The 12,604-nt window shown below is 41.8% G+C and carries 12 protein-coding genes; 7 read left to right on the top strand and 5 right to left on the bottom strand.

Annotation, left to right across the window (positions count from 1 at the left end; genetic code table 11):
* Positions 1-78: 78 nt before the first annotated feature.
* The gene (locus tag NSS67_RS21220; protein ID WP_339315581.1) at positions 79-1,599 is read left to right on the top strand and encodes a stalk domain-containing protein; all 1,521 of its coding nucleotides are present in this window, start codon (positions 79-81) and stop codon (positions 1,597-1,599) included.
* A 104-nt stretch (positions 1,600-1,703) separates the two neighbouring features.
* Here the strand turns inward: NSS67_RS21220 and NSS67_RS21215 are convergent, their stop codons facing one another.
* Positions 1,704-3,119 carry a metallophosphoesterase gene (locus tag NSS67_RS21215; RefSeq protein ID WP_339315580.1) on the bottom strand — a complete coding sequence of 472 codons (1,416 nt, stop codon included), beginning with the start codon at positions 3,117-3,119 and terminating at the stop codon, positions 1,704-1,706.
* A 209-nt stretch (positions 3,120-3,328) separates the two neighbouring features.
* Between NSS67_RS21215 and NSS67_RS21210 the strand changes: the two genes are divergently transcribed.
* Positions 3,329-3,928: a nitroreductase family protein gene (locus NSS67_RS21210; RefSeq protein WP_339315579.1), complete on the top strand. Its 600-nt coding sequence runs from the start codon at positions 3,329-3,331 to the stop codon at positions 3,926-3,928.
* A 72-nt stretch (positions 3,929-4,000) separates the two neighbouring features.
* Positions 4,001-4,195, top strand: a complete 195-nt coding sequence (locus tag NSS67_RS21205; protein WP_339315578.1) for a DUF2188 domain-containing protein — start codon at positions 4,001-4,003, stop codon at positions 4,193-4,195.
* Positions 4,196-4,270: 75 nt separating this feature from the next.
* On the opposite strand, the gene NSS67_RS21200 is transcribed toward NSS67_RS21205, so the two are convergent.
* Both NSS67_RS21200 and NSS67_RS21195 read right to left on the bottom strand, forming a co-directional pair.
* Complete coding sequence (locus NSS67_RS21200) at positions 4,271-5,440, bottom strand: peptidylprolyl isomerase (protein WP_339315577.1); 1,170 nt, start codon at positions 5,438-5,440, stop codon at positions 4,271-4,273.
* A gap of 185 nt (positions 5,441-5,625) precedes the next feature.
* The gene (locus NSS67_RS21195) at positions 5,626-5,961 is read right to left on the bottom strand and encodes a hypothetical protein (RefSeq protein WP_339315576.1); all 336 of its coding nucleotides are present in this window, start codon (positions 5,959-5,961) and stop codon (positions 5,626-5,628) included.
* Between the two features lie 182 nt (positions 5,962-6,143).
* Between NSS67_RS21195 and NSS67_RS21190 the strand changes: the two genes are divergently transcribed.
* On the top strand, positions 6,144-7,250 hold the full coding sequence (locus NSS67_RS21190; RefSeq protein ID WP_339315575.1) for a lactonase family protein: 1,107 nt from the start codon (positions 6,144-6,146) through the stop codon (positions 7,248-7,250).
* Between the two features lie 125 nt (positions 7,251-7,375).
* Here the strand turns inward: NSS67_RS21190 and hfq are convergent, their stop codons facing one another.
* Positions 7,376-7,597, bottom strand: a complete 222-nt coding sequence (gene hfq, locus NSS67_RS21185; protein WP_339315574.1) for an RNA chaperone Hfq — start codon at positions 7,595-7,597, stop codon at positions 7,376-7,378.
* Positions 7,598-7,707: 110 nt separating this feature from the next.
* On the opposite strand from hfq, the gene NSS67_RS21180 reads away from it, so the two are divergent.
* Positions 7,708-8,349: a phosphatase PAP2 family protein gene (locus tag NSS67_RS21180; protein ID WP_339315573.1), complete on the top strand. Its 642-nt coding sequence runs from the start codon at positions 7,708-7,710 to the stop codon at positions 8,347-8,349.
* Positions 8,350-8,381: 32 nt separating this feature from the next.
* Here NSS67_RS21180 and NSS67_RS21175 read toward each other — a convergent pair whose 3' ends face one another.
* Positions 8,382-8,879, bottom strand: coding sequence for a hypothetical protein (locus tag NSS67_RS21175; protein ID WP_339315572.1), 498 nt, complete (start codon positions 8,877-8,879; stop codon positions 8,382-8,384).
* A 174-nt stretch (positions 8,880-9,053) separates the two neighbouring features.
* On the opposite strand from NSS67_RS21175, the gene NSS67_RS21170 reads away from it, so the two are divergent.
* The gene (locus NSS67_RS21170; RefSeq protein ID WP_339315571.1) at positions 9,054-10,100 is read left to right on the top strand and encodes an aromatic acid exporter family protein; all 1,047 of its coding nucleotides are present in this window, start codon (positions 9,054-9,056) and stop codon (positions 10,098-10,100) included.
* Positions 10,101-10,160: 60 nt separating this feature from the next.
* Positions 10,161-12,512, top strand: coding sequence for an RNA polymerase recycling motor HelD (helD, locus tag NSS67_RS21165; protein WP_339315570.1), 2,352 nt, complete (start codon positions 10,161-10,163; stop codon positions 12,510-12,512).
* Positions 12,513-12,604 lie beyond the last annotated feature (92 nt).

The raw sequence follows: 12,604 nt of genomic DNA, 5'->3' as shown, positions 1-12,604 counted from the left end.
CGGACTTTGATTTACAAATGTTACCTTTGCTGAGATAATGGATTGATTTCAAAAATTTCTTAAAAAAGGAGACTTGCTATGAGGAGAATTAAAGCTAGAATAAAATGGTTTCTTCCTTTTGTCGCGTTGCTGCTTGTTCTAGCCGGTTGTCAGTCGGTAGGAGGTTTCGATGTTAACAAGGCATTGATAGGGGATGTCGATGTTAAATCATCAGAATCCAGCATGACGTTTTCCATGAACGCTGAGCCTATTGAAGGTCTCGGTGAAGAAGAGAAGAAAATGGTAGATCTTATTAATTCATTTTCCCTAAGTATCAGCAATGCTAAGCTACAGGATAATGGAAATGTATCAGCAAAGGGGACGATTGGCTACAAGCAACTGAATATTCCTTTTGCTTTGTATATGGACAAACAAACTTTAGTCTTTACTGTTGAAGGAGCAAAACAACCGTTTTACTTCCAGATGCAAGGCTATGAGGAGATCTTTGGCGAGGTAGGATTAGATTTGGCTAAAGGTGAGGAGCTTAGTAAGCTGCTTACGAAGTTTGTGGTAAAGAATCTTCCTAACCCAAGCGCAATTAGCGTAACACCAGTTAGTGAGGCTGTGTATGGTCAGCAGGTGAATATGACGAAGTTACATACCGAAGTAACGGGTGATGAGCTTCCAGCATTGTTAAAAGGATTCCTGAAGTCAATCTCTAAAGATACTGAAGGCTTTACTGAGTTCGTTAGTGCTCTTTATGACTATCTGTACCCAGTGATCAAAGAAATGACCGAAGAAGGTTCCGGTGATTTCACAATTCCAGGTATCGGCGAAATCCCACTGGATGATAAAGAAGGTGTCGTAACCGTACTGCATGATGCTGCTAAATTGGCTGTTGATGCACTACTACTAGTGTATGACAATCAATTAGACAGTCTTTACAAATCGACACCTGAGCTGAAAACCGTACTAAGTAAGGATACGAAACTTGCAGTTGATATCTTTGTAGATAGTGGACTACATGTACGTAAACAGAATGTTGATCTGAAAGTGGCGCTTCCAGGTACCGATATGGTGCCATTGAAGAGTTTCTCACTTAAGGCTTCCAGTCAGATCTGGAACATTGGGGGAGCTGTGACGGCTGATCCAATCAGCACAGAAGGCGCTCTTGATGTTTCTTCTGGTGATCTTACTCCTGCGGAGACATTGAACAATTTTGATCCGAATTCTAATGTGTATCGTATATTGAAAGATGATCTCGAAATCACCAAGAGAACGATTGTCATCGAACCTGACGACGAATATTATTATCCGATCGTAGACAATAATACGACTTACATTCCTCTGCGGTATGTGGCAGAAGATTTAGATGCTACTGTGGAATGGGATACAGCCAATCGTGCCATTGTCGTAACTGATGGTGTGTATGGTGATAAGCTGGTATTCAAAATCGGTTCTTCAGAAGCATTGATTAATGGTGAAAAAGTGGAGCTTGCAGAGCCTGTATTTGTTGACGAGTATGGCGATGCCTATGTATCGCTACGTCTGCTTGCTGAAGCACTTCATGCTACTGTTTATGTAGATGAAGAGGGTTGGATTACTATTACACGGAAATAGTTAGTTCGATCCTCATCGGTTAAATAACACAAACAAACCCAGCTTCCAACTGCGCAGAAAATGCGTGTGGGAGCTGGGTTTTTCTTATGAAATATGCCATTTGCTTATTGCTTCGTTAAAACAACCTCTAAAGCTACGTTACTTAATGCTTTGTCTTCAGCCATACTTTGGACATACCCTGCCAAGAAGCCATCCTGCGGTTCTTCCCAAAGCTTGTAGCCTGGCAGCTCTTTAATATCCTTGGAGATGGTATCCGTAGTTCCTGCGAAGTATCGTACATTCAGCTTGGACATTACTTTTGCCATGGATTCTTTTTCAGACTCCGTATAAGAACTATCCTTGAGACTATCGATAGCCTTGTCATAAGAGTTTGTAGCAAAGATGTTTTCAGCATAAGCTTTGAAGTTTAATAGATTGTGATCTGTAATCCCGGTAGCTTTAGCCCAGACTTCTACATTCAACGGCTCCGTTTTATAATTAACGGTTCGGGAGAGAGGATCGAAGGTCATTGCTCCATATTGATGCGGATTGACAGCCATTGCACTTGTAGCGATATCATAGATAGGCGTTTGCTCTGATGAGGCTGAGTCCTGATTGCCTGCAGCCTGGTCTACTTGGATGTCCTGCAAATGAATATGTCCTGAGAGGACTAGATTCAGCCCGTTTTTCCGCAATGCATTTATAGTTTCCTGACTGTTATTAAGTTTAAAGCCCGAAACGGACATAGTGGTATGGTCTAGCAAGTTATGATGCATCACCGTAATTACAGAAGCGTGCTCTTTGGCTGCCAGCTTTACAGATTCATCTATCCAAGAAAGAGTGGAGGCAGCTATACGGCCATCGGTTTGTGGAAATCCATATTTTTGATTATTAAGGTATTGACTACTGTCTAACATGAGAATCCATAAATTAGGTGCTGCCTTGACGATATAGCTTAGTGATTCTTTATCACGTGATACAGCCTCTTCGTAGCCGAAATCCGCATACATTTTGACGAAGTCCTTGTCTGTAATCGAATCCGTAAGGAGCTGCTTATCACCGCTGAAAGATCTAGCCCATGGATTAAACAAGTCGTGATTGCCTGGAATGACATAAACTGAGGTTCCTTGCTGTTCGATTCGTTTTAGCTTTTCGGTTAATTGTTGATGGCTACTGCGTTCTCCATTATTCGTTAAATCGCCACTGAGGATAATAAATTCAGGCTTTTTCTGTTCAGCTTCATAGACTAATGTTTCAGCCATTTCATCACTGTAGGGCAGCATTTTTCCATCGCCACCAGTGACATAGGTCTGAAAAGCTTGGCCACCATCCTGAAGATTTTTGTCCAAAAAGTGAGTATCTGTAGCCACCCAAAAAGATACAGGTTGAAGATCATCTTGATCAAGTACCGGTGCGCTTAAATTAGACGAATTTGTGTCTTTGCAGCCGGTAAGAGCCAAGCTAAGGGAGAGAAGCAGCACAGAAGAGAAAATGACAGTTTTTTTATATAAGGTGGTAGCTTTATCCGTTGAAAAATTCATTTAAATAACCTTCCTTCTATACGTTTGCTGCACTATTGTAGCTTATTTTTAGATGTAATGTATATCAGAAATGTGAAGGGGAGATGTTACTAACCGGGGGGGACTTATAAATCCGACAAAATTAGTTGCGAATTGATGTTGTCTTTTAAGAAAAAAGGTGATAAGATGTACAAAAGTAAGTTACTTAAATAAATGGAGGTAGTTATTTTATGTCTAACAATTTTTTTGAAGCAGTAAAAGGAAGACGTTCCATATATGCCATCAGTAAAGAATCCACTGTTACGGATGCTCAAATTATTGAAATCGTTGAACAAGCGGTGTTACATAGCCCAACTTCATTCAACTCCCAAAGCTCCAGAGCCGTTGTACTTTTAGGTGAACAGCATGATAAATTATGGGATATTACTACAGAAACTTTGCGCAAAGTCGTTCCAGCTGAACAATTTGAAGGAACAGCGCAAAAATTAGCATCTTTTAAAGCAGGTTACGGTTCCGTATTATTCTTTGAAGACCAAGCTGTAGTGAAGAACCTTCAAGAGAACTTCGCATTGTATGCAGAGAACTTCCCAGTTTGGGCTAACCAATCTTCAGGAATTCTGCAATTCGTAGTATGGACTGCACTTTCTGAAGTAGGTTTAGGCGCATCCCTGCAGCATTATAACCCGTTGATTGATGACGAAGTGAAAGAAGCTTGGGGCATTCCGCAAGAATGGAAACTGATTGCACAATTGCCATTTGGTAAGACTGTAACTCCAGCAGGTGAGAAACAATTCCAACCGGTTGAAGATCGCGTTAAGGTCTTTAAATAAGTGGAAAAAAGCGTTTGAAACCTCCTTAACCAGGCTAAGTATGTATATAGACTGGTTAAGGAGGTTTTTTGTATGCCATGGGACAAAGAGAATTATCCAGAATCATTGAAGAACTTCACAGCACCTGTTCGCTATAAGGCGATCGATATAGCGAATGCGCTCCTCAAAGATGGTTATGAGGAGGGGCGGGCGATTTCAATTGCAACGGCGCAGGCGAAAGAGTGGGGGGAGAATCACGATAAACAAATTAGAAAAAAAGGCCAATGATCAGAGGCCTAAGCATAGAAACAAAAAAAAGCAGGACAGCGTTTATTAACGCTTGTCCTGCTGCTTACATTCGTATTATTTAGAGGATTCAGTTCCTGCTTCAGCGCTTGCAGATGGCTCAGGAGAAGCTGTCGCATCTTTTTTGGCATCCGTAAGTGAATTTGTGATTTTTGCTTTTGCAGTTGTATCTGACAACCAAGTGGTGGAAAGAGTGGAAACCTTTTGAGACACAAGGGTCTTTTTGATCTCATCTTTCTTTTCTTCCATGGTGTAGTTCTTAGCGTCTTTATGGTCGGTTACTTTAATGATGTGGTACCCGTAATCGGATTTCACAGCATCACTTGTTTCTCCAACCTTAAGCTTAAAGGCAACATCGGAGAATTCAGCTACCATATCTCCACGTTTGAAGAAGTCTAGATCTCCGCCATTAGCCTTGGAGCCAGTATCCGAAGATTTTTCTTTAGCTAGTTCAGCGAAATCTGCTCCGTCCTTCAATTGCTTCAGAATTGCATCTGCTTCTTCTTTAGTCTCAACGAGAATGTGGGAAGCGCGAACTTGTTCTTCTACATTGAAAGTAGCTTTATTTGCTTCATAGTAGTCTTTGATTTCTTGGTCAGTTACAGTTACTTGCGGCTCAAGAATCTTACGCAGTTTTACTTGCAGTGGCATTTGCTTCTTCAAGTCATCAACAGTCATTGAGCTTTGTTGCAATGCAGCATTAAATGCAGCTTCTCCGCCGAATTGTGCTTTAAGTTCTTCTAATTCAGCATTGATGTCTTCGTCAGTAACAGTTACATTGGCTTTTTTAGCTTCTTGGTCAACGAGTTCTGTAGTAATCATAGCTTGCAGCGTGCTTTCTCCGCCTGCTTCGATCAATTTATCGTAAAGTTGTTGTTTAGTAATGTTAGTTCCGTTAACAGTAGCAACTGCTGTGCTGCTGTCGTCCTTTTGGAATGGAGGCTTAATCAGTACAATGATGAGTGCCGCTGCTAGAACTACAGAAGCAATCATCCAGCCTTTGTTACCTTTAGGAGAAACTGGTGGAGCAGGTGGGGTCGTATTGTTGTTACTGCCGACTTTGTTCATTACTGGAATACTTTCTTCTTTTGTTGTATTCACAGGTTCTTCAGCAGCTAAGACCTCCACTTCATTTACTTCATTGATATTCTCGGAAGTGTTCAACTCTTCTTCCGTAGTACCGTTGTTTTCTAAGTTCTCATTTCCATTCAGATCTTTTTTGTCCATTATTAGTAATGACTCCCTTCAATATAGGTGATGCTTGTCTATTAACAACTTTAACAGAAATCCAGATCCTAAACCTTAAGAAAGTATAAAAAAAGATAGGATCTTTTTAAGTTTCTATTAATAAAAAGCAAAAAGCCGGAAATGGCATCGGTAACATGCCCTTCCGGCTTATGGGAATAAGATGTTTACTCCAGTCCTTTCAATAGATGACGAATACTTTCTTGTTTCCGTCTTGGAACACGTACGTTTTTTGCAAATAGGCCTTTTTCTCCGAAATAGATGCAGTCGTCTTCGATAGAACTGATCTTATTCAGATTGACATAACAGCCCCCGTACACATGATAGTAAGTTGAATTGGATAATAATCGTTTCAATTGCTCGGCAGTCATTCTCTTTTTTATGTTATAGTTTCTGCCGTGAAAAATGACCAAATCATGGTCACCGACCTTAAAGAACAGAATGTCTGTTTCCACCTCGAAGTCCTCGTATACATTTCTGGCTTCCAGCAGGATGCTACTCATTCATGTTCCCCCTTTGTACTTAATAAAAGACTGATGTTAGCGCTTTCATTATAACATAAATGCAAATCGTTGGAAAGCCTTAATTTTGAACTATTTGTCACACTTTTTACGTTATTGTTTGTCATTAACGTTTAAAAATTGTAAATTATATAATAGCAATACTTTGGAGGAGGAATATAGAGATGAAAAAGCAGACTAAGTTATTGCTGTTTACGGGTTCCTATGCAAGTGCCGCAGAAAGTGGAGTGCAGGTATTTGAATTCGATGGCGAAGCAGGAGGTACGTTAAAGTTAATCGACTCTGTGCAGGGCTTAACCAACCCTACCTTTGTAAATGTGGATGCTACAGCTCTGCGTTTATATGCCATAGGAGAAAAGCCAAATGGTGAGGGTGGAAAAGAAGGTGAAGTAGTTACCTTTGCTATCGATTCCAAGAGTGGTAAATTGAGTGAATTGAACCGAATAGCCTCAATGCCTGCTTCAGGTAGTCGTCAAACGACCACATGCCATATTTCTAGAGACCTGAACGATGAATACGTTGTTGTATGTAGTTATCATGGTGGCAGTGTAGGCTTGATATCATTAAATGAAGAAAAAGTCGCTGATCAGCTAACGGATGTAGCGATTCATTCCGGCCACGGTCAACATCCTGAGCGTCAGGATCGCCCGCATCCTCACTCGGCTATTTTCAGTCCGGACGGGCAGTATGTGTTTGTTTCTGATCTTGGGCTTGATATCATTCGGTCATACAGAATTAACAGAGACTTGAGCAAACTGGAGGCTCACGGTGAGACTGCGCTTCATCCAGGAGCGGGACCTCGTCATTTCACTTTTCATCCAGACGGAAAGTCTGCTTATGTAATTAACGAGGTGGATTCCACGATAACATCGTTTACATATGACAGTGCTACAGGTACTCTTCACACTGTAGATACAGTTTCGACTTTGCCTGAAGATTTTAAGGAAGAGAATACTTGTGCCGAAATTGCTACTTCAATAGATGGAAAATATCTTTACGCTTCTAACCGGGGTGCTGATACTATCGCAGTGTTTGCGATAGATAACGCTACAGCTAAGCTTACATTAATTGAATATGTATCTACTCGCGGAGGGCATCCACGACACTTCGCTTTAACTCCGGATGGGGCTTATCTTATTGTCGCGAATCGTGATGCTAATAACCTGGTTGTGTTCTCTATTGAACTGGACAGTGGTCGTCTCGTATTTACTGGAAATACGGCAGAGGTATCTAAGCCGGTATGTGTGAAGCCTGTGACTTTCCCTGTATAAAAGAAACTCGGTTACAAGAGTGATTAAGACAATTTAAGAAAAGAATAAAGGGAACACTGGATATATAGTCCGGTGTTCCCTTTATTGTGAAAAGAGGATTAAGAATTGTAATGAGTGTGTGTGAATTATTTGAGTGAGACGGGCTTAAGAGGTACAATAGTGGATACTGCAGATTTGAAAAGCACATTTTGTCTGCCATCTCCTTGACCCTGTAAAGTGATTGTGAAAGCATCATACGAGGTTACGAAGCCTTGCATTTTCACACCATTCGTTGTAAAAATCGTTACGGGCACCTTTGTGGAAATAAACTGGTTCAACAAACGTTCCTGCAATTTTAGACTCTCCACTTTGGCAGCACTCCATCTTTTTGTATATTTATTTCTCTATAATTATAACACGGGTTAGACCTTCTCAGGAAATGAGATCGACAGGCACAAAATTAGACATGGAGGTATTTATGCTTTATTATCAGAACTGGTCTAGAGGTTTTCGGTATTTTATAGGTTTTTTTGCTTGTTTCGTCGCTATCGCGGTACTAGTTCATATGAATAAGGTATCATCATTTGATAACTATATTATCCAATTCGTTCAATCCGCTGAATCACCTGGGATGACGACGTTCGCCAAAGGCTTATCTCTGATTGGTTCCTCCAAGGTAGCAATTGGAATATCTATCAGTACGATGGCTCTGCTCTATTTTCTACTGAAACATCGGCTTGAGCTAATTCTGTTCCTATGGGTTGGATTAGGCTCACAGCTATTGAATACGCTTATGAAGTTATGGTTTCAAAGAGAGCGTCCAAATTTCCATCGGATTGTCGAAGAGATTGGTTATAGTTTCCCCAGTGGACATTCTATGGCAGCCTTCTCTTTGTATGGGGTAATTGCCTATTTACTGTGGCGTCATCTGCCGCGAAGCAGTGAAAGAATCCTGTTAATTATATTTACAGTATTCATGACTGTGGGCATTGGCTGGAGTCGTATTTATCTAGGTGTCCATTATCCTAGTGATGTTATTGGTGGTTTTGCTGCAAGTGGCGCGTGGCTGATGTTATCTATCTGTCTATTTGAAGCCTATAAAAAACGGATATCCTCATAAAGAATGAAGATACCCGTCTATATGGGGATATTTTAAGGGTTCATCACATGATGTTCTGAAGGTTTACGATCTTGGAAATGACCCATTTTGGCTATTTTTTTCTTCAGTATAGAAGGAAGTCCTGCTTTAAGCTTTTGGGCTTCGTCTTTCGTTAAACGTCCTTCGGTGATGGCTTGATCCAGTCTTTGACTTGCAGATTCGCTGAGCTTCTGAATATATTGATCTTCCGTCCAGCCTTTCTTCTCAAGAGCAAGCTCAGGGAGCGTTTTTCCTGCTTTAAGGCTGTTGATTAGCTCCGTACGATCCATCTCAAGCAGCTTGGCTGTTTCGAAAATAATGAAATGTCCGCCGGCTCTGAATTTCCCGTCTTTTTCTGGATGGGGTCGATGACCTTTTTCCGAAGGATGAGAATCAGGGGGAGTAGAGGTTACATTCTCAGCTGAGGCGCTCTGAGTAGGAGCAAGTGCTGAAGACAAGCTGAGAAAAAGAACAGCCGTGATGGTCGCATATTTTTTGATGTTGTTTTTCATTCATTCACCTCGTATGTTATATGTGATAGGTACTTACTTGAATTAGTATTCCCTGAAAGCTGAAAGAATCATGAGTGAGAGCTTAAATCATCTTAAAATTCATCAACTCTAGGCTTGGGTAATTAGAAGAACGAAGGATTCGCAGATGTGGGCCGATTTTTAGGAGGGATATTTTTGGCTTTTGGAGCTCGCATATTTAAAACAGGAATGGCAGTTACGCTTGCCTTGTATTTAGCCGAACTGCTACATTTCCCATCTTCTGTGGGCGCTGCGATCGCAGCAATTTTCGCTATGCAGCCATCTATTTATCGCTCTTGGCGTTATTTTCTTGATCAGCTCACGACGACCACAATGGGTGCGGTACTTGCCCTTCTGGGAGGAATGCTGTTATCCAATAGTCCAATTGCGGTTGGGTTGGTCTGTATTCTTGTCATTATGATCAGTATGAAAATTAACCGAGCGGATACAATTAGCCTGACACTAGTGACTGTTATTACAGTGATGGAGGCTTCTGGTGAATGGCAGTTCGCACTGGATCGTTTCTTATTAACATTGACAGGGATTGTTTCTGCATTTCTAATCAATATTATAGTAGTTCCTCCGAAACCACGGAAACAATACATCAAGCAAATTGAGAACGTCTTTGCCAGCCTCTCCTTGCTGCTAAGAACAGCTGTTTCTCATGAGATGAAGGAAAGTGTGTTCCGTGACGAAAAAAATACCCTAGAGTCATCCATTAAAGCTTTAGCAGATAAGTATGCTTTGTTTGAGGAGGAGCAGAAACAGTTAAAGCGGGCGAAGTACAGCCAGACTAGACAAATGGTTGTCTATAAGAACCTGTTATCTTCTTTACAGAAAGGCTTTGAGGTCCTCGAGGCTGTGGAGCGCCATTATTTTCAAGCGGATCGAAGCGAAGAGACAGATGCACTGTTTGACAGTCATTTGGAGCAGTTAATCAAATATCATCAACTGATCTTGTTGAAATTTGAAGATAAACTAAAACCGAACACCAATGAATCGGAGCCCTTGGGAGACGAGAATGATGGATTTTTGAATTCAACGATCCTGGGGTATAATGCGGAGAAAATAGGTCAGCTACGTTTATATGTTGTAGCCGCAGCGATTTACGATTATGGATATCAATTAGAAAGACTGGATAAAGTAGCAGATCAGATCAATCGTATATCGACTGAGGAAAAAGAAACAGATCGTGAAGCATGAAACATAATCTTGCGATGTTCAACATAGAAAGATCAACCTTCCAAAAGGGGATGAAATGTAGTGGGGAATCATGAAAATGAGTGGAAAGAGGAACAACTGCGAGTAGACGACGTGACTAAGCTTTTGTCTGCTCATATCCGGCGTTTATCAGAGGAACTTGGACTTCATCGCAGTGATGTGGTGGATATGCGGAAAGACTTCTGGGAAGAAGTAACGGTAAACTTCAGCAGCCCAGATGATTTGGGGGAAACTTCAACAAGTCTCCGCCAACAGTCCCAAATTTTGAATGAACGGGAACGCCATCACTTACAGTCGAGCAAGGCTCTAAAAAAATATAAAAAGCTGCTCGTCTCTCCATACTTTGGGCGTATTGATTTTACAGAAAAACCAAATGGTGAAACGGAAAAGATCTATCTAGGGATTGGATCATTAATGGAGGATGATGGCACCTTCTTGATTTATGACTGGCGGGCGCCCATATCGAGCTTGTATTATGACGGAGCTCCTGGCCCCGCAGCCTATGAAACACCTGGAGGTCTCGTTTCCGGCACGATGGATCTTAAGCGACAGTTTGTGATTGCTGATGGTGTTATTGAAGTCATGTTTGATACCGGTGTAACGATCGGCGATGAGTTACTCCAGCAGGTGCTTAGCCATAGTGCTGATGACCGAATGAAGAGTATCGTAGCTACCATCCAGAAAGAGCAAAATGCCATTATCCGCAACGATAAAAGCCGAATGCTGGTTGTTCAGGGTGCCGCGGGGAGCGGGAAAACTTCAGCTGCTTTGCAGCGGGTAGCTTATCTTTTGTATAAATATCGTGAAGTTCTGCAAGCAGACCAGATGCTGTTGTTCTCGCCGAACCCGCTGTTTAACAGCTATGTTTCTACAGTGCTCCCAGAGCTAGGTGAAGAAAATATGCAGCAAACTACCTTTCAAATGTATCTGGAACATCGTCTTGGACATGAATTCCAGCTGGAAGATGTCTTTAGTCAGACTGAAAGTCTTCTTAACGCTCCTGATGGTCCTGAAGTGGCTATTCGCAGAGAAGGCATCGCATATAAATCATCCGTACCTTTTCTCGATGTGATTCGTCGCTATGCTACGATGCTTGAGCATGAGGGAATGCTTTTCAAACCCTTAATGTTTCAGGGGAGGGCTGTAGTCACTAAAGAAGAGATGGAACGCCATTTCTACGCCTATGATCCAGCCATTAAGCTTGCGAACCGTGTAGACCTGATGACACGTTGGCTGCTCAAGAAAATCGCTGATTTTAGCCATGAGGAAAGAAATGGTTCTTGGGTTGAAGATCAAATTGAGTTACTGGACTCCAGTGATTACCATCGTGCGTATCAGATGTTGCGACGTAAGAAGAAAGCCACGCAGGATAGTTTTGACGATTTTGATACTGAAAAAGAAGTGCTTTCCCGTTATGTAGTCAGTCAACGATTGAAACCACTGCGCGGGTGGACTAAGCGAGGCCGTTTTGTGGATGTTAAGGGATTGTACAGTACACTCTTTACTGACCGCGAGCTTATGGAACGCCTCAACGGTGTTTATCCGCTTCCGGAAGTCTGGGATGAGATCTGTGAGCAAACGCTGGAATCTATTGTGGTGAACGAGCTCGCCTATGAAGATGCTACTCCATTCCTTTATTTGAAGGAGCTAAGCCAAGGCTTCCGAACCAACACGCTGATTCGTCATGTGATTGTCGATGAGGTACAAGACTATTCACCTTTCCAATTAGAGTTCATGCGCCGTTTATTTCCAAGGGCTAAAATGACCGTATTGGGTGATCTGAATCAGGCGATCTATGCACAAGGTGAGGTGCTTGGTGATTTGTCAGGTTTGGTAAGCATTTATGGTGAAGAAAATACAGAAGTGATCTCGTTAACCCGAAGCTATCGTTCCACTTATGAAATTGTGGAATTTACGCGGGCAATGATTCCTGGAGGGGAACGGATTGTGCCGTTTAATCGGCGAGGGGAAGAGCCTCAGCTAAGTGTGGTGTCCAGCGAGGAGGAGCTTCTGAATGCAGTTGAAATAGATATTCGGAATCTTCAATCCAAGGGGTATCATTATGTAGCTGTCATCTGTAAAACAGCAGAGGAAAGCGCACGAGTTTATGCTGAACTACATAGTAAGCTGCCAGTAAGACTCGTTACGAAGGAAACACCAAATTTCCAGAAGGGAACATTGGTATTACCTGCTTATTTAGCTAAAGGTGTGGAGTTTGATGCTGTCATTATCTATGATGGTTCAGCTGAACGATATGGCAGAGAAAGTGAGCGTAAGCTGTTCTATACAGCTTGCACTCGGGCCATGCACTTGCTGCATATTTTTAGTCTAGGAGAACCGAACCGATTCCTTCCATCCGTAGAAGCGAATACCATGATTGCAAATTCGCTGTAAAGTTAATCTTAAGATCGTCCTTTCGCATTGGCGGGGGACGGTCTTTTTGTATGTATGAATAAAGAGGGATGAACAAACCACAATATAGAGAG

It is taken from the genome of Paenibacillus sp. FSL R10-2734, assembly GCF_037963865.1.
Classification (GTDB): Bacteria; Bacillota; Bacilli; order Paenibacillales; family Paenibacillaceae; genus Paenibacillus_AQ.
Note: the sequence above shows the minus strand (reverse complement) of the source record. Positions and strands in the feature narration are given on the sequence as shown.